26 protein-coding genes are annotated in these 26925 nt (G+C 56.2%); 8 read left to right on the top strand and 18 right to left on the bottom strand.

The features are described from left to right. Window positions 1–18 precede the first annotated feature (18 nt). The 6 genes from P0D96_RS00395 to P0D96_RS00370 all read right to left on the bottom strand — a co-directional run bounded on the left by P0D96_RS00395 (window position 19) and on the right by P0D96_RS00370 (window position 5318). A complete protein-coding gene (locus P0D96_RS00395) occupies window positions 19–249 on the bottom strand; it encodes a tautomerase family protein (RefSeq protein ID WP_408310708.1) in 231 nt (76 codons plus the stop codon). A 26-nt stretch (window positions 250–275) separates the two neighbouring features. Beyond that, on the bottom strand, window positions 276–1685 hold the full coding sequence (locus P0D96_RS00390; RefSeq protein ID WP_408310705.1) for an MmgE/PrpD family protein: 1410 nt from the start codon (window positions 1683–1685) through the stop codon (window positions 276–278). 585 nt (window positions 1686–2270) lie between these two features. Beyond that, entirely contained in the window at window positions 2271–2933 is a 663-nt protein-coding gene (locus tag P0D96_RS00385; protein ID WP_408310702.1) for an MOSC domain-containing protein, read from the bottom strand. Between the two features lie 119 nt (window positions 2934–3052). Then, a complete protein-coding gene (locus tag P0D96_RS00380) occupies window positions 3053–3250 on the bottom strand; it encodes a LysR substrate-binding domain-containing protein (RefSeq protein WP_408311641.1) in 198 nt (65 codons plus the stop codon). A gap of 77 nt (window positions 3251–3327) precedes the next feature. Continuing rightward, window positions 3328–3492: a LysR family transcriptional regulator gene (locus P0D96_RS00375; protein ID WP_408310699.1), complete on the bottom strand. Its 165-nt coding sequence runs from the start codon at window positions 3490–3492 to the stop codon at window positions 3328–3330. A gap of 314 nt (window positions 3493–3806) precedes the next feature. Continuing rightward, window positions 3807–5318: a CoA-acylating methylmalonate-semialdehyde dehydrogenase gene (locus tag P0D96_RS00370; RefSeq protein WP_408310697.1), complete on the bottom strand. Its 1512-nt coding sequence runs from the start codon at window positions 5316–5318 to the stop codon at window positions 3807–3809. Window positions 5319–5424: 106 nt separating this feature from the next. Here P0D96_RS00370 and P0D96_RS00365 point away from each other — a divergent pair, with 106 nt between their 5' ends. Beyond that, window positions 5425–6366 (top strand): LysR family transcriptional regulator, encoded by a 942-nt coding sequence (locus P0D96_RS00365; protein WP_408287606.1) that lies wholly within the window; start codon window positions 5425–5427, stop codon window positions 6364–6366. A 20-nt stretch (window positions 6367–6386) separates the two neighbouring features. Here P0D96_RS00365 and P0D96_RS00360 read toward each other — a convergent pair whose 3' ends face one another. The 4 genes from P0D96_RS00360 to P0D96_RS00345 all read right to left on the bottom strand — a co-directional run bounded on the left by P0D96_RS00360 (window position 6387) and on the right by P0D96_RS00345 (window position 9793). Then, on the bottom strand, window positions 6387–7229 hold the full coding sequence (locus P0D96_RS00360) for an oxidoreductase (protein ID WP_408310694.1): 843 nt from the start codon (window positions 7227–7229) through the stop codon (window positions 6387–6389). 135 nt (window positions 7230–7364) lie between these two features. Then, entirely contained in the window at window positions 7365–7787 is a 423-nt protein-coding gene (locus P0D96_RS00355) for a VOC family protein (protein ID WP_408310691.1), read from the bottom strand. Window positions 7788–8178: 391 nt separating this feature from the next. Beyond that, on the bottom strand, window positions 8179–9063 hold the full coding sequence (locus P0D96_RS00350; RefSeq protein WP_408310688.1) for a LysR substrate-binding domain-containing protein: 885 nt from the start codon (window positions 9061–9063) through the stop codon (window positions 8179–8181). Between the two features lie 88 nt (window positions 9064–9151). Continuing rightward, window positions 9152–9793 (bottom strand): DsbA family oxidoreductase, encoded by a 642-nt coding sequence (locus tag P0D96_RS00345; protein ID WP_408311638.1) that lies wholly within the window; start codon window positions 9791–9793, stop codon window positions 9152–9154. A gap of 728 nt (window positions 9794–10521) precedes the next feature. On the opposite strand from P0D96_RS00345, the gene P0D96_RS00340 reads away from it, so the two are divergent. Next, the gene (locus tag P0D96_RS00340) at window positions 10522–10911 is read left to right on the top strand and encodes a tautomerase family protein (protein WP_408310685.1); all 390 of its coding nucleotides are present in this window, start codon (window positions 10522–10524) and stop codon (window positions 10909–10911) included. Window positions 10912–11138: 227 nt separating this feature from the next. Here P0D96_RS00340 and P0D96_RS00335 read toward each other — a convergent pair whose 3' ends face one another. The 3 genes from P0D96_RS00335 to P0D96_RS00325 are packed head-to-tail and all read right to left on the bottom strand — an operon-like array spanning window position 11139 to window position 14997. Then, window positions 11139–12152 carry a D-cysteine desulfhydrase family protein gene (locus P0D96_RS00335; protein ID WP_408310682.1) on the bottom strand — a complete coding sequence of 338 codons (1014 nt, stop codon included), beginning with the start codon at window positions 12150–12152 and terminating at the stop codon, window positions 11139–11141. Further along, a complete protein-coding gene (locus P0D96_RS00330; protein WP_408310679.1) occupies window positions 12153–13697 on the bottom strand; it encodes a M81 family metallopeptidase in 1545 nt (514 codons plus the stop codon). It abuts the gene before it with no gap. 13 nt (window positions 13698–13710) lie between these two features. Beyond that, entirely contained in the window at window positions 13711–14997 is a 1287-nt protein-coding gene (locus P0D96_RS00325) for an MFS transporter (RefSeq protein ID WP_408310676.1), read from the bottom strand. 129 nt (window positions 14998–15126) lie between these two features. On the opposite strand from P0D96_RS00325, the gene P0D96_RS00320 reads away from it, so the two are divergent. Beyond that, a complete protein-coding gene (locus P0D96_RS00320; RefSeq protein WP_408176186.1) occupies window positions 15127–16086 on the top strand; it encodes a LysR family transcriptional regulator in 960 nt (319 codons plus the stop codon). 99 nt (window positions 16087–16185) lie between these two features. Here P0D96_RS00320 and P0D96_RS00315 read toward each other — a convergent pair whose 3' ends face one another. Further along, window positions 16186–17898, bottom strand: coding sequence for an FAD-dependent oxidoreductase (locus P0D96_RS00315; protein ID WP_408310673.1), 1713 nt, complete (start codon window positions 17896–17898; stop codon window positions 16186–16188). A gap of 967 nt (window positions 17899–18865) precedes the next feature. Here P0D96_RS00315 and P0D96_RS00310 point away from each other — a divergent pair. Both P0D96_RS00310 and P0D96_RS00305 read left to right on the top strand, forming a co-directional pair. Continuing rightward, window positions 18866–19420: a cytochrome b gene (locus P0D96_RS00310; protein ID WP_408310670.1), complete on the top strand. Its 555-nt coding sequence runs from the start codon at window positions 18866–18868 to the stop codon at window positions 19418–19420. A 4-nt stretch (window positions 19421–19424) separates the two neighbouring features. Then, a complete protein-coding gene (locus P0D96_RS00305) occupies window positions 19425–20444 on the top strand; it encodes an NAD(P)H-dependent flavin oxidoreductase (RefSeq protein ID WP_408310667.1) in 1020 nt (339 codons plus the stop codon). 192 nt (window positions 20445–20636) lie between these two features. On the opposite strand, the gene P0D96_RS00300 is transcribed toward P0D96_RS00305, so the two are convergent. From P0D96_RS00300 to P0D96_RS00290, 3 genes are all read right to left on the bottom strand, one after another. Next, entirely contained in the window at window positions 20637–20780 is a 144-nt protein-coding gene (locus P0D96_RS00300; RefSeq protein WP_408310664.1) for a hypothetical protein, read from the bottom strand. Between the two features lie 60 nt (window positions 20781–20840). Further along, window positions 20841–21596, bottom strand: coding sequence for a LysR family transcriptional regulator (locus P0D96_RS00295; RefSeq protein ID WP_408310661.1), 756 nt, complete (start codon window positions 21594–21596; stop codon window positions 20841–20843). 69 nt (window positions 21597–21665) lie between these two features. Next, complete coding sequence (locus tag P0D96_RS00290) at window positions 21666–22643, bottom strand: LysR family transcriptional regulator (RefSeq protein WP_408176019.1); 978 nt, start codon at window positions 22641–22643, stop codon at window positions 21666–21668. A 484-nt stretch (window positions 22644–23127) separates the two neighbouring features. Here P0D96_RS00290 and P0D96_RS00285 point away from each other — a divergent pair, with 484 nt between their 5' ends. The 3 genes from P0D96_RS00285 (at window position 23128) to P0D96_RS00275 (ending at window position 25864) form a co-directional block, all read left to right on the top strand. Continuing rightward, window positions 23128–24294 carry an HPP family protein gene (locus tag P0D96_RS00285; RefSeq protein ID WP_408176018.1) on the top strand — a complete coding sequence of 389 codons (1167 nt, stop codon included), beginning with the start codon at window positions 23128–23130 and terminating at the stop codon, window positions 24292–24294. A gap of 27 nt (window positions 24295–24321) precedes the next feature. Continuing rightward, a complete protein-coding gene (locus P0D96_RS00280; RefSeq protein ID WP_408176016.1) occupies window positions 24322–24705 on the top strand; it encodes a nuclear transport factor 2 family protein in 384 nt (127 codons plus the stop codon). Between the two features lie 397 nt (window positions 24706–25102). After that, on the top strand, window positions 25103–25864 hold the full coding sequence (locus P0D96_RS00275) for a carboxymuconolactone decarboxylase family protein (RefSeq protein WP_408176015.1): 762 nt from the start codon (window positions 25103–25105) through the stop codon (window positions 25862–25864). A 148-nt stretch (window positions 25865–26012) separates the two neighbouring features. Here P0D96_RS00275 and P0D96_RS00270 read toward each other — a convergent pair whose 3' ends face one another. Further along, on the bottom strand, window positions 26013–26915 hold the full coding sequence (locus tag P0D96_RS00270) for an enoyl-CoA hydratase-related protein (protein WP_408176014.1): 903 nt from the start codon (window positions 26913–26915) through the stop codon (window positions 26013–26015). Window positions 26916–26925: the final 10 nt, after the last annotated feature.

The raw sequence follows: 26925 nt of genomic DNA, 5'->3' as shown, positions 1-26925 counted from the left end.
AATATTTCTCCGTCAGATCTATTTAAGACGTTCAATCAGTTCTTTATCGTTCGCCGCACCCTCGACATACTCCGGAAGATGCTCACCGTGTTCGACGAAATTGATTCCACGTCCCTCGCGAATCACGAAAAAGATGTCATTCTTCATTTCACCTGTCGCGGCGCTGACCACCCGGAGTATGCCGGCGGCAAGTTGCCGCTTTTGCTCGTCGGTCCGGCCAAAACGCATGTCACAAGAAATGAGTGCCATATATAGCTCCTAAATGCCTTTATGGATTATTGAATTCCCGGATGCATCGCCGGGAATCGTGGCTCCGGACTGACTTTCGCCAAGAGGTTCATTAAGTCTTCGATCGGATGTTCATCCAGCTCCGAGACAAGCTCGATGATCTGGTCTCGGAGTTCCTTGTCCGCGTGTTGTTCGCTTAACCAGTTAAATTTTTCGACGGTGCGTTCCCACGTGAACGGATTGTCCAGCCCGCCTTCGAAGCCGATATGCTCACTGACCAACACGCGACCATCCTTGCATTTGATCGTCACGCGCGTGTTGAGAGCGTGTGGGTATTGCGCTGAAAATTCAGCGTCAGGTTTCACCGACACTCTTCTGAGCAATGCCTGTGCATCGGGTGCCTGTACACGCTCGGGTTCAAGCTGAGCCGGACCGACCTGGCCATCGAGCAACGCAGCCGCAATCAGATACTTGAGGTTGTAGTCCGCCTGTTCTTTGGTCTGCGGGTCATCCTTCGGGCCGAAGCTGCCGCCGCCGGCAATGTCGAATCCGCTTTGGAAGATGTCACATTGGACTTCGTCCACGTCATCGCTCGTCAAATCATGTTTTCGCTTTAACGCGAGCGTCGCTTCAAGGACAGGTTGACCATGAATGAGCGAACAGTATTTCTTCATGATCGTCTCGTGAACGACCTCAAGCCGCTGGTCTTCCCAATCGACGTCGAGTGGTTGGTCGAACATTCGCACCAGACCATTGGGCCCTTCGAAAAGGCGAATTGGACCTGTGAATCCACGCTTGGCAAGAGATGCAGAATAGACGGCTCTCATGCCCGTGATACCGGGGGAAAAGCCTTTCCACTGTGAAACCGGCTCGGAATGGACGCACGTCAGTGAAATATTGTCGATCGTTGCGATTGCAATCGCGTTAGCAATCTGATCGGCATCGAGACCGAACAGCTTTCCCGACCCGGCTGCGGCGGAGATCGCCAACTGAATAGCGTGGTTAAACCCTTTGGCCATAACCGGCACGATTGCGGTAATACGGCAGCCAATTTCATAGGCTGTTGCCAACGCCAGCATGAACTCTTCGCCACTTGCGGACGCATGCTCAGCAGCGGCCAGAATGGTGCCGAAGTTATCGCTCGGGTGACAGAGTCCACCGGGGGACATATAGCTGTCCAGCAGGTCTACATACCTGACCAAACCGGAGTTGTACAAGGCGGCTTGATCGGGCGAAGTCTTACCACCTCCAATCAAGGAACATGTCCCCGAGCCGCGGTACTCATCGAACTGATCGCGAAGCGCCTTGAACGGCTTACCAGGCAGCGCTGCCATTGCACAACCCAGACTGTCAAGAATATTCCGCTTGAGAATTGCCCTCGCGCCGGGAGTAAGATGGTCTGCACGTGCGTCGTATGCAAAGCGGCCGATACGCTGAGCAGTCGTGGGTGTACTCATTTGAAATCTATCCCTCAAAAATTTCCGGATCGCCTCGAACGGCAGTCCGATTCTCAATTGGCGACTCGCGTGCATTTCTTTCAATTGACGCGCTTCGCCTTCCGTCTACGCACGCTTATAGCTGTAGGGCCGCGATTTCGCTTCGTTGCCCGGCGACGTTGAACCAGCAGCAGTGACTCCGCCATCTGCCATCTCCTACCGAAGTCGGGTTTCGATGTGACATTGCCGTGTCTCCAACCAATGAGACAAACTCGCATCATTCGAGCTGGATATCAAGCGAAGGTATTAAATACGGTTATCTATCTCAGAGATAACCCAGTCATTCCGGGCCCCTGTCCCATCCGGCCAGTGCGCCCCGGAGTCGCTCGTAGGATTCCGCTCAAGTGCTTTTCAGGTTGCGCTGCTTCTAAACGGTCAACCGATTCTCGGATCATTTCGTCGCTGGAATCGAGAGATCACCGCGACCAATCGACTGAGCAGTTACGCACGGGCAGTTCGCGTCAGATTAGTGTCGCCGAAGAACACGCTTCACCCACGAAGGCTCATGAGCAGAGGCCACCCGACGGCGCAGATGTACTTTCCGACTTACGGTTCCCTCCGTGCGCGGACACGCCGCCGGTCCAGAATCGCGCTTATCGACTCCTGCCGAGGGCCAGGAATTACCTGAATCGACGAACCTGCGGAAATGAATCCAGTTTTGAACACGCTTAAATAAACACCGGAGTACCCACTGGCCATCATGTGTTTGGCAGCACGCGCGTATCCCATCACGGCGTCAAACTTGTAGCAGGGATTTCGGGGAGACTCGACACGAAATTCGACCTCATCGATCAAGATGCGATCTCCGACCCAGAGTTGAGTTTCGAGCAGCCCACTCGTCGTTAAATTCTCTCCCATCGCAGCAAACGGCAGCGGATCGTCCGCGCCCATTACGCCTGCTTCAAGCCGGCGTTCGCGCCACCATTCGTAGTGTTCGACCGGATACATATAAACAGCTTTCTCGAGGCCTCCATGCACGCTAAGGTCTACTTGCTCATCACCGACCAGCCCTAGCCTCTTGACCTCAATACAAGCCCGGTCGTGAAGCACGCTGACAGGGGTTTTGCGTATTCCGGAGTTAACCACCATCCCTGGCGAGGTACTACCCACGTCCAGCGGAGCACTCGAACCTACACTGGCCGCGAGTAGTCGGACGACGATTGGGTTGGTCGTTTTCGTAGTTGTATGCTGTACAAACTGTTGTTGCATAGCCATATCCGTGTTGTGCTACTTCGGCACAGACTCCATCCAATAAAGCCGACCAAGTCCGAGGCGCAAGTGCCGACGCAAACTGCTCTCTCAGGCACGTCTCGTCGTCACCGTACCCGTCACCTCGGCACAAAAACGCAGTCGAGATGGCCTCTCTCCACGTCTTCCACAAGTGAACGCGATGTACCGATCGAAACCGCCAACTCCACCCGGGGCCACTTGCCATGGTATTTCGAAAGCAAAGCCGCAAGGTGTGCCGCTGCGGTAGATTTCGTAGCGCCAATGCTCAAGCGTCCGCACTGCTGCTCAGGTTTCATCGCAAGTCTCGCCTCTTCCGCGAGGTACAGGATTCGTTGCGCATAGTCCAGCATCGTGCGGCCGCTTGGCGTCAACCTCATCCGCTTTCCACCTCATAGAAAAGCTGGACCTCCAGTTCCTCTTCAAGCTGTTTTACGCGCATCGCCACATTTGACTGAACACGGGCCGAATGGCGTGCTGCACGGGTCACGCTTTGCTCGCTGGCGACGGCACAAAATATTTCTAATGATGAGAAATTCATTTCGCCCCCAGTTTGCTTCTCACTCGAAAATGCCACTAGTACGAGTGTTTGGTTCGGCCGAACGTGCCGTCAATCGGTAGACAAGAAAAACACTCTTTCCATCGCGGCAAGACGCGCACTGTCGCTCCTGGATCGCCACCGATGGAGCGCATAGTTATCGCCAGAAATGCGTTGCAGAAAGGGCCCTGCACGACGATCCGTGACAGGAGAAGACGACGCGGCAGGCCACAGCCTGGGGAACTACACACAGACAGAAATCAGACGCCGCATCGTGCCGCACGCGACGCCCGATCACTTTTGTCGAATCAGCTCGCTTACTTCGCCGTGGGCATTGCAAATTCAGCGCCCTTCTCCGTGCTTTCCGGCCAGCGCTGCATGATCGACTTCTGCTTCGTATAGAATCGAACACCTTCCTCGCCGTATGCATGCGTGTCGCCGAACAGACTGCGCTTCCAGCCACCGAAGCCGTGCCAGGCCATCGGGACCGGAATAGGGACGTTGATGCCGACCATACCTACTTCGATGCGTCGCCCGAATTCGCGAGCGATGTGTCCGTCGCGGGTGTAGCACGCCACGCCGTTGCCGAACTCATGAGCATTGATCAAGTCGACCGCTTCCGAGAAGTCCTTCACACGGACGCAGGCAAGAACGGGCCCAAAGATTTCTTCCTTGTAAATTCTCATCTCCGGTGTAACGTTGTCGAACAGCGTACCGCCCGTGAAGAATCCGCCCTCATGACCGTCGACCTTGAGGCCGCGACCGTCAACGACCAACTTCGCACCTTCGTCGACACCAATCCCGATGTACCCTTCTATGCGTTCGAGCGCCTGTTGCGTAACGACAGGGCCCATTTCCGCATCGGACTCCATGCCGTTCTTTACAATGAGACTACGCGCACGTTCGGCAAGCTTCGGAATGATCTTGTCAGCCACATCGCCGACGAGAACGGCGACCGAAATAGCCATACAACGCTCGCCAGCGGAGCCGTACCCAGCGCCAACCAGCGCGTCGACCGCTTGATCGATGTCGGCATCGGGCATCACAACCATATGATTTTTGGCCCCACCCAGCGCTTGCACGCGCTTGCCGCTCTTCGCGCCGGTCTCGTAGATGTAATTGGCGATTGGCGTCGATCCGACAAAGCTCACCGCCTTCACGTCCAGGTGCGCGAGCAAAGCATCAACAACGACCTTGTCGCCCTGAACCACGTTGAAGATGCCGTCCGGCAGACCGGCCTCCTTCAACAGCCTTGCCATGAACAACGACGCCGACGGGTCACGCTCGCTTGGCTTCAGAATGAAGGCATTGCCCGCCGCAATCGCAACAGGGAACATCCAGCAAGGCACCATGCACGGGAAGTTGAACGGCGTAATGCCCGCGACAACGCCGAGCGCCTGACGCGTTGTCCAGTTATCCATGCCCGTTGAGACCTGCTCGGTATAGTCCCCCTTAAGAAGCTGCGGAATGCCGCAGGCAAATTCGATGACATCGATACCCCGCGCCACCTCGCCTTGAGCATCCGAGAAGACCTTTCCATGTTCGGCCGTGATGATTGCGGCCAGTTCATCCCGATGCCTGTTCATCAACTCGAGAAACCGCAGCATGACGCGGGCGCGGCGGATCGGTGGCGTGTTGCTCCACTTCGGAAATGCAGCCTTGGCGCTTGCGACAGCGGTGTCGACATCTGCGATCTCCCCCAGCAGGAGTTTGCGTGGGCGTTCACCGGTCGCAGGATTGAAAATCGCCTGGGTACGCATTCCTGACCCACGTACTGGCTCGCCATGAATAAAGTGGGTGACGTCGGCTGTGTCGTTGAACGCTTGCATCTCGCTTCCTTGATTGATGGGTGGTGAACAAAGTCTAGGAGTCGGCATTACGTTTGCAAAGGCGTTAAACTTGAAATGATCGTTTCCAACGGCGAACAATAGACATATGGATACGCGAAAAGTCGAAGGCCTTTGGACTCATTTGCACTGGCTGACGGTTCTTGCCGAACAGGGCACGTACACTGCGGCGGCCGCGCGCCTTGGCGTGAGCAAGGCCGCAATGAGCCAACGCATCGCAGAACTCGAGCGAGCCTCGGGTGTCGCACTGGTGCAACGTAACACCCGCAGCGTACGACTCACTGAAGCCGGGCAGCGACTCGTCGACAACACACGTCTGGAGTACGAGCACATTGCGACGAGTTTTGCGATGGTTAAGGAAATGGCGGGCGTTGCACGCGGATTGATCAGGGTAACCGCTCCAGTGGCGTTCGCGCGGCAGCAGTTGGTGCCGAAGATGTCTGCGTTTCTGCGGGCGAATCCCGAAGTACGGGTTCAACTCGAAGCGTCTGATCGTCTGACCTCGATTGCCACGGAAGGCTTCGATCTTGCCGTCAGACATAGCTCTCAGGTCCCTGAGACCCATGTCGCCTGGAAGCTGTGCGAGACGCAATCCGTCATTGTCGCGACACACGCATATCTGGAGCGTCGAGGTTACCCTGAATCGCCAGCGGATCTCTCCGCTCACGATTGCCTGTTCTATCCTCGTGCTTTAGGGTCCGGAATCTGGTCGTTCGAACGCAGAGCCGCGCGGCGGACGCAGTCGGCTCCTTTGATGATCACGGTAAACGGCCCCTTCTCCGCTAACAATAGCGAAGCCTTGAGAGACGCGGCCCTTGACGATCTGGGCATCGCGCTGCTGCCCGATTTCACGGCGCAAGCAGCGATTCAATCGGGAAAACTCATTGTTCTCCTGCCTGACTGGCGGCCAATAGGCGCCTTTGCCGAGCAGCTCTATGTGGTCCGGCCATACACCCCGCACGTACCGCGCGCTGTCGAACTGTTTGTCACGTACCTGAGGGATACTTTCGCTGAAGGATTTCCTCCATAGCCGTTCGCGCCGCTACGTTTTCACGAGAAGCCAGTGGATTTCGAAACGGATTCCCAAGCGTCAATTTCGTGGCTCAGCACTGACATTCTGTCCCGGACTACACTTAACGCATCATCGCCAAGCACGAGGTGAACCGGCGGATCAACCTCGTCGATCAGGTCCAACATGATCTGCGCCGCCTTCACCGGATCCCCAGGCTGTTTCCCATCTTTCGCCATACGGGCGCGGCGGATCGGAGCAAACACCGGGTCGTAGTCGTCGATACTGTGCTCAGTGCGCACCATCGATCTGCCCGCCCAATCCGTTCGAAACGCGCCCGGAGCAACAGCCGTCACCTTGATACCGAAACTGCGCACTTCCTGTTCCAAGGCCTCTGATATGCCCTCAAGTGCGAACTTGCTACCGCAGTAGTATGCAATGCCGGGAAATGTAACTAGCCCCGCCATCGACGTGATATTGATGATGTGACCGGTGCGTCGAATTCGCATCGACGGGAGCACGGCCTTGATCATAGCGACTGCGCCGAACACATTCACATCGAACTGACGACGGAGTTCATCGAGCGGAGATTCCTCGAGGATTCCTTCATGACCGTATCCTGCACTATTCACGAGAACGTCGATTGCACCAACGCGCTCGGCGACTTCCTCGATCGTCGCATTGATTGAATCGAAATCAGACACATCGAGGATCACACCGTGGGCGTGATGTGCATGCAATCCCTCAAACTCAGCCTTCGCACGCTCGCTCCTCACAATGCCAATCACCGTGTTGCCGGCGGCCAATGCTGCTTTCGCCAAGGCACGACCAAAACCGGAACTCGCACCGGTAATCAAAAAAATGCGCTGGGCGGCGTGGCTCATGTTTGGAACCTCCCGTTGGATAGTCTTCGAACTGCCGTTCCAGCAGCTACTTTGATAAGAAATCGGGCGCTAGATACGATGAGTAGGTCTGCACCACGCGCTACCTGAACCACTTCGTCCATGACTCAACACGACTCAAGCAGGCTGAATTCGCGGATCGAAATCGAACTCGAGTCTGATGCCGCCCGGCTCGTACAACATCGTGTGACGCTTGGGTCCTTCACCCATGTTCTCAGGTGCGAACTCAACCACTACCCCTGGCCATCCGGAGACCCGTGCGAAGATTGCGTCGAGAGCCTCTTTACTACCGACCCGCAGCGCGAGGTGATGGAGACCTACATTCGTTTTGCGGTCGAACGCCACGCAATTCTGCAGATCCTTGACCTCCCAGAGTGTCAGCGTGATGTGCCCGTCGGACACAAAAGCCGCCGGGTAGTCGGGCCTCCCGCCAACCTGTGTCCAGCCCAGGACGTTGATGAAAAAGTCCCGGGTGACGATCAGATTACGGACCGTCAGACCAACGTGGTCTATGCCAAGTGTTAGAGGTGCATCAGTCATCCCCAAGCTCTCCATTTGAACTTAGATGATATTCGCCAACTCCGAAGCGGCCTCGCGTGTAGCGTATTGCTCGACACGAGAAGGTTTCGCGACAGTTGCCATCATCACGGATGTACTCTTTGAAAACCCGACGGAACGTATAACGACGTTCCTGCGTTCGGATAGTTGACGCATCACGTAGAAAGCAGCTTAACAATGTTTCGAGAGTGCATAAGCGGTTTGTGACGATATGGGTATCGAGAAAATAGATACCCTTTCCTTAACCAGTACTACGGTCAGAATAGCCGCGAAGAAAATGGTGGCGCCGGCAACGACAGCAACATGCTCAAGCTGACGACTGTCGTGAACGCCTCGAATACGCAGACGATGAGGTTTCTCCGCCGGTACGCCGCTACGCCGCCGCCATCAAAGGCCCAAACTCCGAGCGCGAGACCTCGACGAAAGCGCGCATGGCGCTCGACATGTATGCGTCATGCCGTCGGACGAAAAGCGTCTCGACATGTGTTTTTTCAGGTGAGACCTCATGGAGGGCAATGATGTCCTGCTGCGCCGCTGACGCGACCACGCCTCGCGGTAGCAACGTGATCCCGATACCGGCCGCTACACACGCAATGATTGCGTCCAACGAGCCGAACTCGAGAGCCGTCACAAGAATCCCCATCTCGACAAGCAGCGCTTCCAGCTGCTGCCGATACGCGCACCCGACGCGGAACACAATCGTTTTCAGGTTCGGGATTGACGCCAAAGACTCCAGGGAGTCTATGGTCCGAGGGGTCACAAGCACCAGTTCTTCATGGAGAATCTTTTCGCTGTGAAGCTCCGGGTGGTCAAGAGGACCTGCTATGAACGCTCCATCCAGACGGCATTCCGCCACATCCGTCGCGAGGCTGCGGCTTGTTCCGGTCGTCAGCGACAGCCTGACTTGCGGATACATCCGCGCGAAGTTGCTCACTATCGGTGAAAGCCGCAGCGCCGCAGCGGTTTCCATGGTTCCCAACACCAGGGAACCACCCGGAGGTCCGTCGTCCATGGCCGCCACGCGAGCGTCTGCAACGAGCTTGGCGATCCGCGCCGCGTAAGGAAGCATGCGCTGCCCCGCCGGAGTCATGCTCACACCGCGGACATGCCGCTGAAAGAGCGCAACACCAACTTCTTTTTCCAGTGAACGGATCCGGGCCGTTACGTTGGACTGGACAGTGTGCAACTCTACGGCTGCCCTGTTCATGCTCCCGTGGCGAGCGACCGCTTCAAATGCCCTGAGGTCCGCAACATCCATAACGCTACCCTATGAAAAATTTCCGAAGTCGACGACGAACCGACATTGCGGCGCGAAAGTCATCGCGGAAGTCACTGCGGAGGATGCCTCACGCTTCCGTCAGAATTTGTCGGATGGCGTCCTCAAAGGCTTCGACAGGCTGTGCGCCGGTCAGCATATAGCGATTGTCAACGATGATTGACGGCACCGAATGGATACCCATCGCCTGATATTTCTCTTCTTCCGCACGAACTTCATCGGCGTAGTCGCCGCTTTGCAGAACGGTGCGCGTCTGCTCTGCGTCGAGCCCCACAGATTCCGCGGCGTCGACCAGAACGTCATGGTCGCTCGGGGCCTTACCCTCGCCGTGATAGGCCCGTAGTAGCGCCTCTTTCAGCGGTAACTGTTTGCCTTTGATAGCGGCCCAATGCAATAGGCGATGCGCATCGAAGGTGTTGTAAATGCGTGTGCGCGGGCCAAAGGTAAAGCCGACATTCGCGCCACGCTCGCGCAGCGCGACCTGTGCCTCGGCTATCTGTTCCGGGGTGCGCCCGTATTTCTTTCCGATATGTTCGACGAGTGCTTCGCCATCGTTGCCCATCTGCGGATTCAGTTCGAAGGCATGCGTGACTAACTCGACGTCGACGGCCTCGCCAAGGCGCTCGATCGCAAGTTGCAGCGAGGAGAGACCGATAGCACACCACGGGCACGCTACGTCGGAGACAAAATCGATTCTGAGTGGTTTTTTCATTGCTTTCATGGTGAAAATGACCTGTTACGCGAACGACTCGATACGAGGGCAACAGAGACAGACAGGCACAACCGAATTTGTGAATGCCTGCGGGATCGTTCGCCCGATTACGGCGCACTCAAGGTCGGAAACCGCGACACGACATGGGTGGCGAGTTCGTCGAGCACCAGAGCCGGGCGGGACAAACGTCAGGCGAATGCGCACGGAAGGTCCGGCGGGCCGTCGGCAGAGCGGCTGGCGCTACTGCCACGAGTCATCTTCACGGATGCGTGTTGCGGGTTAGTGTTCATGTGAATAGCCTGACCACGTCAAGAGACACCATGACGTTTCGGCTGTGATGGGGATGCCTCGTATTCTGAACGACTTTCGATGCGAGATGATCGCAGTCTGTGGTAATTCAATTGTTCCTGTGCGTCAACCATTCTGCGATGCCATCATCACCGGTCGTGCGACGCCGCGCGAATTTCAATTGTTGGCCGGTGTTCAAGTGTCCACGCCACTGTATCGGCCAAAGAAAGAGGAATGCAAAGTAGGATAAGCGCTTGCCGGCGATAGCTTTCACATCTTGATGCTCAGCATCGTTAGGGTCACCAGGCCCAGCGCCTATACATACGTTTGGCTGGTATCCATGCCGAAGGTCGCATTGTCAGGCTGGGAATCCAGGCTGGATCATTCCCATCGCTCGTGCCATCGCGCCGACACCGTTTCTTTTATTCACGGAGGAAAGAATGCCGCTAATTCGTATCGATGTCCTTCAAGGAAGAACGGAGGCTGAAATCAACTCCTTGCTCGATGCCGTACATCGAGCCGTAGTCAAGGCTTTCGAAGTACCCCAAACGGACCGCTATCAGGTGTTGACGGAACACAATCTCCGCCGGTTAGTCGCGGAAGACACCGGGCTCGGAATCGTACGTACCGAAAAACTGACGCTGGTTTCAGTCACCACCCGTCCACGTTCTGACGAATCAAAGCGCAAATTCTATAGTGAGCTTACGGCCGAATTAGCGGCAAACTGTGGCACGAGCTCAAATGATGTGATCGTTTCCATCACCACCAACTCTGACTCGGACTGGAGCTTCGGGAACGGCGTCGCTCAGTATTTAACCGGCGAACTTTGACACGCGTACAACGTGGTCGCTGCTGCCTGACGGGCTCCAGATCACTCTGACCGCATTGCCAGCCTGGCTCCCACCCCGTGGCCTGCCATGGCGCGTTAACAAAGGATTCGGGTGCACCGCTTTAGCCCCGCACTCGGTAAGCCGCAGTAACAACATCGTTCATTCACAAAATGGTTTAAAGGCTTGTTTCCTATCAATTCTGAGAGGCCCGACGGATAAGTCCCCTGTCAGTCGAACGTGGTGCGATATGCAAACAACGAAGGGGTACCCCCACTCATAAGAAACAGAACCTTTTTCCCTGCACCGAATGCTCCATTCTCGACGCTCTGAATCAGACCCGCGAACGCCTTGCCGCTATATACCGGGTCCAACAGAAGGCCTTCCTGACTGGCCAGAAGATTGACTGCCCGGCGCATTGAGTGAGTAGGCAATCCGTAGCCGATTCCGAGTTGGTTACCATGGAGAACAACGTCGTCGCCGGATACCGTGAGACCAGAACCCATCAAGTCAAGCGTCTGCTGCACTTTTTCGCACGTGGTGGCATACGCTTTTTCGAGCGGCGCAAGAACCGTGTACCCCACTACTTTCATCGGCGACACACCAGCAGCGATCGCCCCCGCTATAAGCCCGGCCTGCATGCCACCACTGCCATTTGCGACAACGATATAGTCAAAGTCAATTCCGCCGCTCCTCGACTGGTCGAGAATCTCAATTGCACAGGAAACATAGCCCAGACAGCCGACCGGGCTCGATCCGCCGAGCGGACACACATACACTTTTCGGCCTTCGCCACGCAGCTTTGCGGCCCGCTCTTCCGCAACCTGCAGCGCATTAACGTTCCCTGGAACATCATGGATGACCGCACCAAAGAGGCGATCTAGTACCACGTTGCCATTTTCGACATAGTCATCGTCTTCGATCGGAACCAGCCTCGAGAGCACCAGTTCACATTTCATTCCGAAGCGCGCAGCAGCCGCAGCCGTCAACCGGGCATGATTCGACTGTCGGCCGCCGACCGTGATGATCGTATCGGCGCCAGCCGCCTGCGCCTCCCCGATCAGAAACTCGAGCTTGCGCAGCTTGTTGCCGCCGCCTCCCAGGCCATCAAGATCTTCCCGCTTGACATAGATCTCGGCACCTCTTAAGTGCTGACTCAATCTAGGCAGTGCCAGAATTGGTGAAGGCCCGTCGCGCAATTGCGCCTTGGGAAACCGGGAAAGGTCCGGTACTCGCAATGTCATTTAATCACCCCACAAGTTGGTTGATCGTTCGTCGATACGGAGAGTGTCGTCGTTGGGTGGCCGGGTTGAACTCACGGTTGGGCGCGCACGCGTACCGGCTCCTAGTCGTTTCCAGGGCAGATCGGCCGGATCAGCCGCCATCGGGCCAGGCGACTTGGCTACGAGAATACGCTCGGCAATTGGACCGAAGTCCGCGCGGAAATGCACGGAACTCTTGTTCACCAGGATCCTCATCTTCTCAGGCTGAATACCAGCCATTCTGAAAAGGTTGCGATCGTTCATCGGTGCCTTAACGGAACTCACCGCGACTCTCACGTCGTCAATTCGAAGGCAGGCAGTCGGACCGACATCGACGTGCATTCCGTGCATCATCGGACCGTCAAAGATACATTTTCCGTCTGAAAGATGTTCAACTTCGAATGTCGCTTCGAACGGAAAGTCACCAACGACCTCAGACTTGCCGCCCAACGCTACTGTGATGTAACTTCCTTTGCCCGCCTTGTGAGCCACTCGAACGACTTCAGGGTCCCACATCAGGCCCAGTGCAGCGCCCTGAGCTTTGTTGCGCACCAGTGCCCGGAGCATTCCCGTCGTATTTGAATCCGCGCCGCCATGAGGGTTATCCTGCGTGTCGGCGATGACCACCGGGCGGTTCGCGCGGGAAGCGATTCGCTGCGCCTCACGTACAGCCTCGTCCGGGTTAAGAAATTCGACCGCCCATTCGGACTCCCGCTCGATGATGTCGTCATAAATGGCTGCCACCGCCGCATCCGCGTGGTCTGGTTCGGTGGCATAGCACCAGACCATCGGTCCGCATTCCGGAAAATCCGCAGCGGGGAATCCCGGTGTGAACGAAATTGACAGTACTGCGGTATTTTCCTGAGCTGTCAGATGTTGGTAGACGCTACGCGCCGGCTCAAGCAGTGTGCACATCGCATTCACCGGAATGAGAAACGGGATGCGCCGATAGGCCATCGTGACCGGCGTTTTGCTGGCTATCAGCCGTCGCAATAGATGCGCCGCAGCCCTTCCCGTATCGGCCATGTCCACGTGAGGGTACGTCCGGTATGCCACGAGACCGCTTGCATTGCGCAGCATCTGCTCCGTTACGTTCGCATGCAGATCAAGTGACGCGACAACAGGTAGGTCACCACCGACAATACTTCGAATGCGTGCCAGCAGTTCCCCTTCCCCGTCATCGACATGCTCGGCCACCATTGCTCCGTGCAGGTCCAGATAAATCGCGTCCACCTTGGTGGTGCGGACCGCTTCGACGATTTCACCAGCAATCCGCTCGTAAGCTGATCGGGTTACGTGGGCCGAAGGGCTCGCCGCCGCCCATATGATCGGGATCAGGTGATGTCCTTCCGCTTGCATCTCCTGGATAAATCCTCCGATCGGGATGTTCACGTTTTGCAGTTGGAATACGTCGTCTTTGCGGACCATAGCTGGAAATCCTTCCCCGCGGACGAAATTCTCATAGTCCGCCTTGGACGGCGCAAATGTGTTTGTCTCGTGCTGGAACCCGGCAATCAGTATTTTCATGATGTGGCGTCCTTCAAGCCTCTCGTTTGGATCGAATAAGCGCTAGAACGCACGCTCCCACCATCAACAGAGCAACCGTTGGCAGAAGTGCAGTCTGCATGCTCCCGGTTGCGCTTTTTACCCATCCAATGATGCTTGGGCTGATAAAACCCCCAACCAGCCCAATCGTGTTGATCAGCGCAATGCCGCCGGCCGCCACGTCCCCCTTCAGATGCTCTGACGGCATGGCCCAGAATACCGTGTACGCAGCCCACGTGAGAGCCGTCGCCAACGTAATGCTGGCGAGCGATAACCACAGTGAGCCTATCGAAAATGCTGAAATGGCCAGCGCAACCGCACCAACCATTGCAGGCACCGCGCTATGCCAGCGACGCTCAATCCGCTTATCAGAGCTTCTGCCTATCACCCACATCGCGATCACCGCAAGACCATAGGGAATGGCTGACAGGAAGCCAATGGTCATGAGATCTGACACGCCTCCTGACTTGAGGATTGTCGGAAGCCAGAAACTGACGGCGTATATGCCACATATAAGGCAGAAATACGCGAATGCCATCACGTAGACGCGACCGTCGGTGCAGACGTCCCTGAACCCCGCGTGACTCGCCTTCCGGCTTCCGATGTCTTGCAAAAGTGATGCCTTCTCATCGCTGGACAACCATCGCGCCGATTCAATGCGATCGTCCAGACAGAAGAACGTAACGACTCCGAGGACAACGCAGGGCAAGCCCTCGAGGAGAAACATCCATTGCCAACCAGCAAGCCCGTGCGCACCCGAAAGCAAGGCCATGATCCCTGTCGACAAAGGTGCCCCGACAATCCCACCGAGAGGCGCGGCCGCCATCACGAAAGCCATCACCTGCGCCATCCGCGCCTGTGGGTACCAACATGTCAGATAAAAGACCATTCCCGGCGCGAAACCGGCTTCGAAGACTCCGAGCATGAACCGCAGAATGTAGAACGAATGCACATCGTGAACAAACATCATGGCAGCGGATGTGAGTCCCCATAGCACCATGATTCGGCTGAGCGTTTTGCGCGCTCCGAGGCGAGGAAGCAGCAGGTTGCTCGGGATTTCAAAGAGCATGTACCCCAGAAAGAAAATCCCTGCACCGACCCCGAACGCCGCGTCGCTGATTCCGATGTCGGATTGCATCTGTAGCTTCGCGAAGCCGATATTGATCCGATCAAGATAGGCGAAGAGATAGCAGCACACCAATAGCGGTAACACATGCAAGTCTATGCGACGATAAACAGCTCGCTTGCCATGCGAGAGCGCAGCGGAAGACAGTGTAGACATCAATTCGCTCCAGTTTCGATAGCGGATCCGGCGGTTCTGGTGTCTGCATCGTTACCCAAGAAAAACCTGGTTGCAAGAGCAACCGTGGACCGCTATCGTTGTCTTTTGAGCAACACGGGGATTTACGCCATGCGGGAAATAAACCAACGCAGGCTTCGTTATTTTCACGAAGTGCTGACCCACGGCTCAATTCGCAGCGCCGCCGACAGCGTCAACACGGCGCCGTCGGTCATTACGCGGCAGATCAAGCTGCTGGAAGATGAAGTCGGGATGGTCCTGTTCGAAAGGCAATCCCGCGGTGTGGCACCAACCGAGGCGGCACATCAGTTGCTGGAATACTGGAGAGCCTGCCAGGCACAGCAGGAGCATCTTCAGGACAGGCTAGATGAGTTGCGTGGGTTGCAGCGAGGTCAGGTTCGGATCTCCATCAGCGAAGGCTTCGTCGATGACTTCCTGGACGAAGTGCTGAACAGTTTCTCGGCGCAGTACCCGAAGCTGGATGTCGTAATGAATGTGGCACCGGTCAACGAGGTGGTAAGAGAAGTCGAAGAAGACATCGCGCACATCGGGATAGCGTACAACCCGCCCAACTCCCCACACACCCGATACCTTGCAAGCGCCCCGGAGCCCGTCGTCGTACTCGCCGCAAGAGATCATCCACTGTCACAGGGCGATACCCGAACACCGATCTCTGTCCATCATGCACTTTCTTATCCGATCGGTCTCATGCCGGTGTCCTTCGGTCTCGGTCAGCTCATGCAGGCCCTCGCTTTCGCGGAGAATCTGCGTCTCGCGCCAGTACTCACTGTTAATTCCCTGCGTGTGCTGATCAGGTTCGCGAAGACGGGACGTGGCGTCATTTTCGCAACCAAGTTTGCTGCCCGCGCCGAGCTCGAGGCAGGAACCTTGGTTTCTAGAACGGTCGACCATCCGCTGTTTTCGTCCGCGCAAGCCAGAGTCCTCGTGCGCAACGGGCGTCCTCTTTCCAAGGCAGCTGACGAGATCCTCAAACGCATCCTGTACGATATGACCGTATTTCAGTCACACAGATCGTCAGCACGGAAACGAAGCACACGCAAAAAAGGATGACGCGTACATCGGTGGGAAAACATGACGCACACCGTATTGACCGTCTACACAGGGTCGTGTCGCACGCGATTACGTCGGGAGGCGCGATCGGGCACTGCCTCAACGTTGGGCCGTCAATAGCGAATGTATTTCGGCCACTACGCCGGCACCTTCCCCGACGGCGGACGTGACACGCTTAATCGAAGTCGAACGCACGTCGCCGATTGCAAAAACGCCCGGAACACTCGTCTGAAATGCGAAATTGGCCGTCGTTGACTCCGTCGAACCCGTGCGGTCGGTAATAACGAAACCTTTGTCATCAACCTCCACTCCGCATCCACGCAACCAGCCGGTGGCAGGGTCGGCGCCGGTGAAGAGAAAGAGATGGCGAGTCGGGATTCGTGTGTGATTTCCGTCCGAACAAAAATGAACCTCCGTCACGCCGTCCTCGTCTGATGCGACAGATTCGATGGCAGAGTTGCTATGAATCGTCACGTTGGCGAACGAGCTCACGCGATCGATCAAATATCTCGACATCGTTTCGTGCAAGCTCTCGCGTCGAATCAGCACATGGACATGTGCTGCATAGCTCGCCAGGAAGACGATTGCCTGTCCAGCAGAATTCCCTCCTCCCACGAGTACGATTTCCGAACCCTGACAGAGACGACCCTCGATCGATGACGCCCAATAGTAGACGCCGCGAATCTCGGACTCATTGAGGCCCGTGATTTGAGGGCGGCGATAGGCAGCACCGGATGCTATAACGACCGTCTTCGCGTGGGCGCAACGACCGTCCCTGAGTTCGATCATGAAGGGCGATTCGGCGCAATGCAGCTTTTCCACCTCGGTCGGTATGACTATTTCCGCGCCAAATTTAACAGCCTGCTCATATGCGCGGCTAACCAGAACATGACCGGAGATGCCGGTTGGAAACCCGAAATAATTTTCGATCCTGGTACTTGCGCCGGCCTGTCCACCAAAGCCCTTTGAGTCGAAAACGAGCACGGAAAGTCCTTCTGACGCGGCGTACACGGCCGCAGCGAGTCCGGCTGGACCCGCACCGACAATGACGGTGTCGTACGTGCCGGCTTCATCGAAGCCGAGCAGCAGACCGAGCTTCGACGCGAGAAGCGTTTCATCGGGATTGTGCAGGATAGAGCCGTCAACCAGTACGGCTAGCGGCATCTGTCTTTCTACGCACTGTGTCTTCGAAAGGAAATCGCGAGCCTCATCGTCCGTGGCCGGATCGAGGATCCGATGTGGATGATTGGCGCGCCTCAGCAGATTTGCGAGAACGATGAGTCTCGCGTCAGTCGAAGATCCGATCAGGATCGGGCCACTACCATCCTGAATCAATCCGACGCGCCGAAGAATGAACGCGCGCATGATCTCCGAGCCGAGTTGAGCTTCGGCAATCAGAAGCGCCCGGAGCCGCTCAGGCGCGATCAGGAACGCATCAACGTCCGTGATGGCAATCGCGTCAACGAGGTATGGCTTGCCGCTGAGTGTGGCCGTCTCTCCGAGAAAGTGCCCCTCACCAACCTCCTGAAAAAGCCGCGACTGCCCAAATCCGTTTCGTACGATCAAATGCACGGTTCCACGAGTCAAGATCCTCATGCCGTCGCTCTGCTCTCCGGCGCGAAACATGACGTCGCCGGCTTTCCAATGTTCCGTCGTCCCGAAGCGAGCCGCCTTGGCTATCCGGGTTGCGGTCAAACGGGGATACATCTGATACCGACGCCGCTCAATCTGGGTGCGTTGACCTGCCTCAACGGTTTCGTAATCTTCAGGCGCGACACGGACGCCGGGTGGTGCACCGTCTTTCAACGTCATGGAAGTTTCCTTGTTCAGCCAGGAGGTAGTTGGCATTCGAATTATTCGCTGCCGAATCGCTCGGGTTTGGCCTCGAGGAACTGCGTAGCATTGCAAGAGTCTGCAACGAGGGATACAGCTGGAATACGCTCCGGCAAGCGCGATCTGTCTCAACGGACGCCGACAAAACTATGTCTGCGGTCGACACATCCGACCCATGCCAACCCACAGCCTCCAGTAGGAACTATAAGGTTTTCGACGACGCTGAATAAAGGCCAAGGCATGAACAACACCTTTTACATCTGGTAAATAGAGAATGTCATGGGAGGTCGCAAAGATGATGTCTTCTCTACTTGGGTTCAGCATGGATGCACGATTCTGGTTCCCACCCGGATATGTGTAGACATGGCAAGCACTGTTTGGAAATGACCGCCAGATGTTCTGGATTCCTCCAAACTTCTCTGACTTGGGCGATCACCCGTTTGCTCATCCGACCCAATTCACTAAAAGAGATTTCAACCATCACAAATCATCATTTGAAGTGATTGAACGGTCCATATATCGTTCAAGAAACAGAAAGCTGCAGCCCGGGAGGTGGACCAAGCAATCTCCTGATGGGACTACGCATCAAAAACCTTCCATGGACGGAGACAAACTGATGGAAACAACTGCAGCGGCCGGTATTCGGTGCGGATTCAACTGGCTATTCGATGCACCGGTTGCAAACTCGGGCAGGCCAGCGCAACGACTATTGCGGGGATAAGCCAATGAACCTCGCCCATCAACTCCTCCTTACCACCATCGCTAACATCGAGTCGTACAGTCACGGCCAATGCCTGATTGGTGCGCAGACGATGTCGGGCGCATCCGAAGCGGCAACCCACTTGGATTTCGGCTGGCGCCTGCCTTGAAGGCTGACCTTGACCTGCCGGTGTCAGCCCTCTTCATGGCCCGACCGTCGTCTGAAAACACACGCAAGGAGGTAGGTATGAAACTGCGGGACAATGGCCTCGGGTTCTCACCCGTCACTATCGCGCTGCATTGGCTCGTGGCCGCTCTGCTACTCTCGATTATCGGCTTCGACATCGCCATATCCCAAACAGCCGGCGAGGTGCAAAGGGCGGGCTTGACGCGGATCCAAAACCTGCTCGGCACCATATTGTTCGTCATCTCGATCTATCGATTCGGGGCGCGGATGTCTTCCTATCATCCCCTGCCCGTCGGCACGCCGAACCCCATTGAGGTGATCGTCAGCAGATCCGTGGCAGTTTCCCTAGCCTTGGCGATGGTTCTGCTTCCGATCGCCGCATGGCTTTCAAAGTCGGCCGCAGGTGAAGGTATTGGTCTGCCAGGCGGATTCGCGATACCTGCTCTCATTGAACCCAACGCGCAGGTCAAGCGAGTTGTCGATATCCTTTTCAACGTCGGCGCGACAGCCTTTCTCCTAGGCTTGGCGCTGCATATTTTCGGCGCGCTCAAGAATCACCTGGTTTTACGGAATGACGCCCTAAAACGAATGATCGGAAAACACGTGGAGCTTTGAAGCCATGCGCGAAGTCAAATCGGATTTTGCCGTGGGCGAGGTCACTCGACTCTGCGGCGTCAGGTACCCCATCTTTCTCGCGGGTATGGCGGCAATTTCTGGCCCCAAGCTTGTCGCCGCGGTGGCGAATGCCGGCGGAATGGGTACGCTCGGCGGCCTGCGACTGCCGCCGCTGGCCCTGCTCAAATGGATACGGGAAACAAGGGAACTGACAGACATGCCCTTCGGAGTCAACCTCGTTCCGTCGTTCGGTGGTCCTGAGGTATTCGAAGCGCAGTTTCAGGTGATCCTCAGGGAGAAGCCGCGGCTGCTTTCGCTGTTCTACGCCGAGGACTATGTCGAGATGATTCCCCGTGCCAAGGATGCCGGGCTGGTGGTCTCGGTGCAGGTTGGCACAGTCGAACTCGCCGAAATGGCAATCGAGCGCGGGGCGGATATGATCGTGGCGCAGGGAAGCGAGAGCGGTGGCCACCTCAACCGGGGCACCATTGGCCTGATGTCGCTGCTACCGGCGATTTGCAAAATCGCCCAAGGACGGCCGGTCCTGGCGGCAGGAGGCATCACCAATCGCGACGACGTCAAGGCCGCAATGGGGCTCGGCGCCGCGGGTGTCCTCGTAGGTACGGCGTTCGTGGCAAGCCACGAGTCGAACGCACATCCGCTCTACAAGCAAAAGATCGTGGAAGCCACCGTGGACGATACTGAGTATCGGACGGGCTACTCATTCGGCTGGAAGTACGGCACCCCGCACCGAGTGATTCCAAATCGCGATAAATGGAACTTGCTGCGCTTCATCGGCGGCGGAGCACGCGTGATTGACAAGCCGCGGATGGCACAGAAACTGTCGCTTTACGCTGGACAGGGTGTTGGAAAGATCGGCAGTGTCGTCTCTGCGGCAGAACGGGTAGCTGAACTCATCCAAGGGCTACCTGTGTCATCCGCAGCCCCGGAAATGCGGGGCGATGATGCAAGCGACCACCACGCATTGGCGCCACTTTGTCATGATGCAGGCAATGCGATCTAACCGCAGCGGCCTTTCAGTCAACATACTCGCCGCACACGGAATCGCATCAGCAACCACTTCTGAGCGTACCGTCTGTCGGTGAGTATGCGTCTGTATAGCCGACCCCGGACATGCAGAGGCACGCCGTGCTACCCCTCGTTATCGCGGCGCTTACCCCTCACACGCTGGGCCGCCGGCGCAATCGCGTGATCCCTAGTGAACGTTGAGCTTCGGCGCGTTGGTAGCGGCATGTTTCGCTGGCGCGACTCTTTCCACGACGATTTTCGTATCTTCGTTTACCCGGATGAACTGATCTCGCGCCAGACTAATGAAAGCGGTCAATGCTGGGGTGATCAAGGTGTCACTCCTACGAATGAAAACGGTCTTGACATTTGCGATCTCGGGCGGCAGCCGATGCTAGCGGATCGTCTGCCGAGATACATAGCTTTCGACGACAGTCTTCGGCAACAACGTAACGCCTATGCCCGCAGCGACACATGACAGGATGCCATCAAGCGTTCCCAGTTCCATCACCTGATTGGGAACCAGCCCGCCCTGATGAAACCAATGCTCGAGTGTAGAGCGGTAAAAGCATCCCGTCCGGAAAACAAGCACCGTTTGTTGAGGCATGACGCGGATAAGCGCTGCCAGCGAGTCAAACTCACAACTGCTCACCAGGACCAGTTCTTCTTCGAACGCCTCCTCCTGGGACAGACCTGTGTTCTCGTGAAACCCGCCCACGAACGCGCCATCGAGACGATAACTTTCGATGGCCTTGATCAATTCGACGGTGGTGCCCGTCAACAGAGATAACTTGACCTGGGGATGCTTTGCCCGGTATTTCGTCAGCACCTGGGGCAGTCGTATCGCAGCCGTCGTTTCCATCGATCCGAGTCGAAGGTGCCCGGCGGGCGTTGCAGTATCCATCAGCGCATTGCGACTCTCCTCCGTGAGCTGCAGAATGCGGCGTGCGTAGCCGAGGAAAGTCTGTCCGGCCGACGTGAGCACCACGCCACTCTTTTGCCGAATGAACAGTTGCTGACTCAACTCAGCCTCGAGCTCTTTCACCCGCATGGTGACATTGGACTGCACGGTGTGCACTTTGTCCGCCGCCGCAGTGAAGCTGCCCTCTTCGGCCACAGCACAGAAGATTCTCAACTGACGCATTTCCATGACGGCATCCTATCGATCACTGAAAATGACGAATGGCGTAACGCAATGCGACGCCCTTTCACCCAGGCTTCAGACCGTTGTTAGCGCATGATCTACGTCACGGTCCAGGCGCTGTGAAATTGCCACCATCGCATTAGGGATAGGTCCGGGAAGCGAGCGGAAGAAATCAATGCAGAAATCGACGAAGGTCCTCAGTCTCACAGGAAGCAATTCCCGGTGCGAGTAGAAAAGACATACCTCCGCGCCGCTTTCTGACGTGGAGCACTGCGGTAAGATGTGCGTGAGATGCCCCGCGGCAATGTCTTCACGAACCATAGCTTCGGATATGGTCGCAATGCCGGTTCCCGTAAGTGCCGCTGCCCGAAGCAGCACCTCGTTACCGTCCATGGACGACATCGGCAGCACACTCATTCGTTTTCCTGTTTCCAGAAGATCGATGAAATTCGTGCCCTTCTGTTTAGACGCAGGGTCCAACAGAAGGAAATGGCTAGCCAGATCCGAAGCGGCTTCGGGTGTCCCGCATCGTTCAAGATATCCTGGTGCGGCGACAAAAATGTGCCGCGACCTGGACAACGTACGGCGAATTACCCCAGACTGCTCCACTAGGTGAGGCGGAAGAATCGCCATATCGAAGTGGCCGTCATACAGGTTCACCGCTTCTTCCCGAACGGAAACCATGAGATTCACGTTGGGAGCGATTGCTTGATAGTCGGACAAAAGTCGCGAGAAGGTTTTGTTCACCAGCATCGGGTGCACAACGAGTCGTAACCTTCCACTATCGATTTCCCGTTCTTGCGCGATCCGACGATTCGCTTCGTCAAGTTCTTCGAGGAGACGGCAGCAACTCAGATAGTACGACTGTGCCGCATCTGTCACTGAAACAGATCGGGTTGTTCTATGCAGGATCAGCGTCTGGATGCTCTCTTCGAGCTTGGCGATAGCTTTGGAGATCGAGCCCGTGGTCACGCCCAACGATGCAGCCGCCTTACTAAAGCTTCTATGCTGTGCGACTGCAACGAATGCTCGCAACATGTATAGCTGATCCATCGCCTACCTCGCTGATAAATTTCACAAAGCAAACATCCCCTGACTGGAACTTTCGTGGCTGTAAAGATCCGAAGGCTGCCATCATTGCCGACAAATCCATCGAAGGTCAGACAAACCATATAGCGACGTTCTTACATTGAGATTGTTGACATATCGCGCAGGAAACAGCTTAGCAACGTTTCCAATACGCATAGGCGGTTTATGGCGATAGGGGTATCACGTAAACAGATAACCGACAGTTCCTGCGGAGTTCCGGCGGAATCGATCGGCAGCTAGCCGCCCGGCGGGACCGCTCACTGCACGCCTAACTTGTTCTCGCCGGGAAAGAGTGTTTGCCTATCGTGGGTATTCAAACTCGAAGGCAACGAGCTTACGATTCGCAAATTATCAGCATCGCAGGTTCGATAGAAGCTGGACCCAACGTGGGCAAAGCGCTCCTCGTCTGTTCGTCACGATCTGCACGCATGAACGGTGACGCGCAGGAATGCAAGCCGCTACGCTCCGGCAGGCCTGGGAATATCGCATGATCCATTGGCTCAGCCGCTTCGTTCCGTCACCCATCTCTGTCAACTGGTCTGAACGCATTCGTTCGTGCGTGGGGGTATCGATCGGCATTACGGTCACCGCGCTAACCATGCGCAGCTTCACTCAGAGCGGCGTATTGGTTCCATTCCTGGTTGCGCCCATGGGGGCATCGGCGGTCTTGCTCTTCGCCGTGCCGGCAAGTCCAATCGCTCAACCATGGTCCTTTATTGGCGGAAATTTGATTTCCGCCACGATTGGCGTCGCATGTTCGCAATCTATTTCTGACCAGGTGCTCGCTGCAGCTGCCGCAGTCCCCATCGCGCTATGTGCGATGTTTTCGCTTAGATGCATGCACCCACCTTCTGGTGCCGTCGCCCTCACCGCCGTGCTGGGAGGGCCCGGCATTCACTCCCTTGGATATGGCTTCGTGTTCGCGCCAGTAGCGGTGCAATCGTTGATCATGCTGGTGTGTGCGATTATCTATCACGCGCTCACTGGTCACCGTTATCCGCATGCTAGCCACAAGGGCACCGTCATCAATGATGTCGATCGGTCGCGCCGAGAGATCTCGCGTGTTGACCTGGAGTCTGCCGTACGTCGACGCGGAGAACTCCTGGATATAGGAACCGATGATCTTGCCTCGTTGCTGGAGGAAGCACAGATGTTGGCTTACGCTCGTAGCTTCGGCGAACTGACATGTGGCGACGTTATGTCACGTCCCGCCGTCTGTATTCCAGCAAAAACCTCGTTGAATGAAGCTCGTGACATTTTACTCAGACATCGCATTAAAGCTCTTCCAGTAACCGATGGATCGAAACAGGTTATTGGCATCGTCACGTGGGCGGATGTCTACGGACGCGTAGAGACTGTCAGCCTTGCCGAGGCCTGCAATTCGTGTCTCGGTCCCTGGACCGTTCCCAGCCAGGAGACGCGGGTCGATAGTTTGATGACAGCAAGACCGGAAACGGTCGAAGCCAAGACGTTACTGATGACCGTTGTTCCGATGTTCGCAAAGCACGGACATCACCACATACCCGTTGTTGACTCTCAAGGCCGGCTAGTTGGGATGATGACCCAAGCGGATGTCATTTCTGGCCTCTATCACCACAGTCAGGCATTCGCTTAATACCTGCAAACCATAAGGAACATCAACATGTCTATCGAGAAAATGCCCGAACTTGCCCAAGCCGTCGAGCTATATTTTCAGGCACTGCACGAATGCGATCTGGACAAGTTTGATCGGGTTTTCCACACGAGTTGCAGCTTGTTCGACACGGACGACGGAAAACTGACTGTCGTCCCCTTTGCCGACTACCGGGAGGTCATCGCTGAACGTGTGTCGCCAATGAGTAAAGGCCAAAGGCGTGACGATGCGTTGATCTCGGTAGACTTTCTGTCGACCGACATTGCAGTCACCAAAGTTCACCTGCGCATCCACGACAAGGTTTTCATCGATCACTTGAACTGGGCGTATGTCAACGGCTCCTTTGTGATCGTGGCCAAGCTGTGGCACGACATATCGACCGTGACCGTCTGATCGTATTTGTCCGTTCCTGATGAAACATTCCATGGTCGCTGGCCAGTTCGCCTCGGCCATCGGGTAATAGGTCTTTTTGCGGCATGAAGGGACGTTCCTCCTACCCTACCCTGCCCTTCTTTTGTCGCGGCGCACATTCTCGGAAGTGCGCTTTTTTTGTGAGCTATCCCGATCACCCATTGACGGTTGCGCCCCACAAACTTTGTGCGGGACCACAGATGGGTCGTCTCGTTCGTTGCCGGCGTAGCGTTATCTATCAATCAGATAGCCGTATATTTTCCCTTCGCTTGTCAATCGCTCCGGACAGTGCGAGCGTATGACGTCAATCATGCTCCTGACTGTATGCGTGATGCTCTAATGGTTAGTTTCCCCTGTACATATCTCTAACGGAGAAGCAATGACACTTACCCACAAACAGCAATCGATCAAGGACGAGTTCATCCGCGTGCGGAGTACGTGGGCTCCGCAATGGGAAAGTATTCTTCGTGTCGACTGTGATTTTCTGCATGCGTACCTTAACCTGTCAGCGGTGCCACTGCGACACAACCACCTGGAGGACAAGGTCAAGGAGTTCATCTATATCGCCGTGAATGCGTCCTCGACCCATCTCTTCGCTCCCGGCATCCAGATGCATCTGAAGGCGGCGGTGGATTTTGGTGCCACACGTGAAGAACTGATGGAAGTGCTCGAGCTGACCAGTACGATCGGTATTCACGCTTTCAATGTTGCCATGCCCATCCTCGCAGAAGTGCTTGAGGAAGATGGTCTCCGCGAGCGGACAGTGTCTGCGGATAGCCGCAGGCAAACATTGAAGCGACGCTTTACCGAAGTACAGGGGCCTTGGGATCGCATCTGGGACGATGCGCTGGAACTCGATCCGGATTTCTTCGAGGCGTACCTCGAATTTTCGTCGGTTCCGTGGCAGAACGGAGTTCTCGAACCGAAAATCAAGGAGCTTGTGCTTTGCGCGCTCGATGTCGCCGCCACCCATCTTTACGAGCCGGGTATCAGGATTCACATGCGCAATGCACTTCGTCACGGTGCAACCGCGGAGGAAATCATGGAGGTCATCGAGATTGCGAGTGTTATCGGAATCCACGGTGCACTGATCGGTACTCAGATGCTGGAAGACGCAATCGCGGCCGCGCAGGATATATAGACAGCAACGAAGGTACACCGTTTTTTTCCACAACGGGTCCGTCAAACCGGCGGTGATTTCAAAACGACGAATTCGTCGGGCGAGAGCGCATCACTCTAAACGAGGCATTTGCGTCGCGCTCTGCCCATTACTGACGATAAGTCGTGGCTTATCGATGGCGGAAGACAGGAGCGCGCTTGGCCAGGAACGCGTACATGCCTTCCTTTTGACCTTCGGTGGCGAAGGCGGCCTGAAAAAGCCGACGCTCGTGCAGCACACCCTCGCTCAGCGGTGTCTCGAATGCACGATTGACCGCCTCCTTGGCAAGCCGTACGGCAGGCAGGTTATAACCTGCGATGGTATGCGCTGTCTCGAGCGCGGTTTGCAGCAAATCGGCCGACGGAACAACGCGCGCAACGAGGCCGGCTGCAAATGCCTCATTAGCGGCCAAATTCCGGCCAGTAAGAATCAGATCCATCGCAAGCGACTTTCCGACTGCACGTGTCAAGCGCTGCGAACCGCCAATACCAGGCGGAATCCCGAGCTTGATCTCCGGTTGGCCGAATTGGGCATCATGGGCCGCAATGATGAAATCGCAGGCCATCGCCAGTTCGCAACCGCCGCCGAGTGCGTAGCCGCCAACAGCCGCGATGACCGGCTTTGAAATGGTTCGAATGCGATCCCATTCGGCGAACAGGTCTTTGGCGTGCCAGTCGGCGAAGGACTTGTCGACCATTTCCTCGATGTCCGCCCCAGCTGCAAATGCGCGCGCATTGCCTGTTATCACGATCGCGCCGATTCCATCGTCATGATCGAACGCAATAAGCGCCGCGAGCACCTCGCGCGACATCTGAACATTGAGCGCGTTAAGGTTCTTCGGGCGGTAGAGCGTGATCAGGCCGACGCGCTCCCTTCGATCGATCTTGATGGTTTCGTACACACCGTTTTCCGACACCGCTCCCACGGCATCTGCATTCGCGCCTGCGACAGCAGGTCCCACGTTCGGTTCGATCACTTGCATCTTGGTTTGCTTGGCGGATGCTTCCTGCACTGCTGAAACGTCGGTCTTCATATATTCACCT

The organism is Paraburkholderia sp. RL17-347-BIC-D (assembly GCF_046027915.1).
In the GTDB taxonomy this organism is placed as follows: domain Bacteria; phylum Pseudomonadota; class Gammaproteobacteria; order Burkholderiales; family Burkholderiaceae; genus Paraburkholderia.
Note: the sequence above shows the minus strand (reverse complement) of the source record. Positions and strands in the feature narration are given on the sequence as shown.

Bases quoted from the DNA above. Each gene is read 5' to 3' on its own strand.
- P0D96_RS00340 (WP_408310685.1), top strand. From the start codon at position 10,522: ATGCCGCTAATTCGTATCGATGTCCTTCAAGGAAGAACGGAGGCTGAA.
- P0D96_RS00370 (WP_408310697.1), bottom strand. From the start codon at position 5,318: ATGCAAGCGTTCAACGACACAGCCGACGTCACCCACTTTATTCATGGC.
- P0D96_RS00380 (WP_408311641.1), bottom strand. From the start codon at position 3,250: ATGAAACCTGAGCAGCAGTGCGGACGCTTGAGCATTGGCGCTACGAAA.
- P0D96_RS00395 (WP_408310708.1), bottom strand. From the start codon at position 249: ATGGCACTCATTTCTTGTGACATGCGTTTTGGCCGGACCGACGAGCAA.
- P0D96_RS00365 (WP_408287606.1), top strand. From the start codon at position 5,425: ATGGATACGCGAAAAGTCGAAGGCCTTTGGACTCATTTGCACTGGCTG.
- P0D96_RS00350 (WP_408310688.1), bottom strand. From the start codon at position 9,063: ATGGATGTTGCGGACCTCAGGGCATTTGAAGCGGTCGCTCGCCACGGG.
- P0D96_RS00270 (WP_408176014.1), bottom strand. From the start codon at position 26,915: ATGAAGACCGACGTTTCAGCAGTGCAGGAAGCATCCGCCAAGCAAACC.
- P0D96_RS00345 (WP_408311638.1), bottom strand. From the start codon at position 9,793: ATGAAAAAACCACTCAGAATCGATTTTGTCTCCGACGTAGCGTGCCCG.
- P0D96_RS00305 (WP_408310667.1), top strand. From the start codon at position 19,425: ATGCGCGAAGTCAAATCGGATTTTGCCGTGGGCGAGGTCACTCGACTC.
- P0D96_RS00315 (WP_408310673.1), bottom strand. From the start codon at position 17,898: ATGACGTTGAAAGACGGTGCACCACCCGGCGTCCGTGTCGCGCCTGAA.
- P0D96_RS00360 (WP_408310694.1), bottom strand. From the start codon at position 7,229: ATGAGCCACGCCGCCCAGCGCATTTTTTTGATTACCGGTGCGAGTTCC.
- P0D96_RS00275 (WP_408176015.1), top strand. From the start codon at position 25,103: ATGACACTTACCCACAAACAGCAATCGATCAAGGACGAGTTCATCCGC.
- P0D96_RS00310 (WP_408310670.1), top strand. From the start codon at position 18,866: ATGAAACTGCGGGACAATGGCCTCGGGTTCTCACCCGTCACTATCGCG.
- P0D96_RS00375 (WP_408310699.1), bottom strand. From the start codon at position 3,492: ATGAATTTCTCATCATTAGAAATATTTTGTGCCGTCGCCAGCGAGCAA.
- P0D96_RS00295 (WP_408310661.1), bottom strand. From the start codon at position 21,596: ATGGAAATGCGTCAGTTGAGAATCTTCTGTGCTGTGGCCGAAGAGGGC.
- P0D96_RS00385 (WP_408310702.1), bottom strand. From the start codon at position 2,933: ATGCAACAACAGTTTGTACAGCATACAACTACGAAAACGACCAACCCA.
- P0D96_RS00280 (WP_408176016.1), top strand. From the start codon at position 24,322: ATGTCTATCGAGAAAATGCCCGAACTTGCCCAAGCCGTCGAGCTATAT.
- P0D96_RS00335 (WP_408310682.1), bottom strand. From the start codon at position 12,152: ATGACATTGCGAGTACCGGACCTTTCCCGGTTTCCCAAGGCGCAATTG.
- P0D96_RS00325 (WP_408310676.1), bottom strand. From the start codon at position 14,997: ATGTCTACACTGTCTTCCGCTGCGCTCTCGCATGGCAAGCGAGCTGTT.
- P0D96_RS00390 (WP_408310705.1), bottom strand. From the start codon at position 1,685: ATGAGTACACCCACGACTGCTCAGCGTATCGGCCGCTTTGCATACGAC.
- P0D96_RS00330 (WP_408310679.1), bottom strand. From the start codon at position 13,697: ATGAAAATACTGATTGCCGGGTTCCAGCACGAGACAAACACATTTGCG.
- P0D96_RS00290 (WP_408176019.1), bottom strand. From the start codon at position 22,643: ATGGATCAGCTATACATGTTGCGAGCATTCGTTGCAGTCGCACAGCAT.
- P0D96_RS00285 (WP_408176018.1), top strand. From the start codon at position 23,128: ATGCAAGCCGCTACGCTCCGGCAGGCCTGGGAATATCGCATGATCCAT.
- P0D96_RS00320 (WP_408176186.1), top strand. From the start codon at position 15,127: ATGCGGGAAATAAACCAACGCAGGCTTCGTTATTTTCACGAAGTGCTG.
- P0D96_RS00355 (WP_408310691.1), bottom strand. From the start codon at position 7,787: ATGACTGATGCACCTCTAACACTTGGCATAGACCACGTTGGTCTGACG.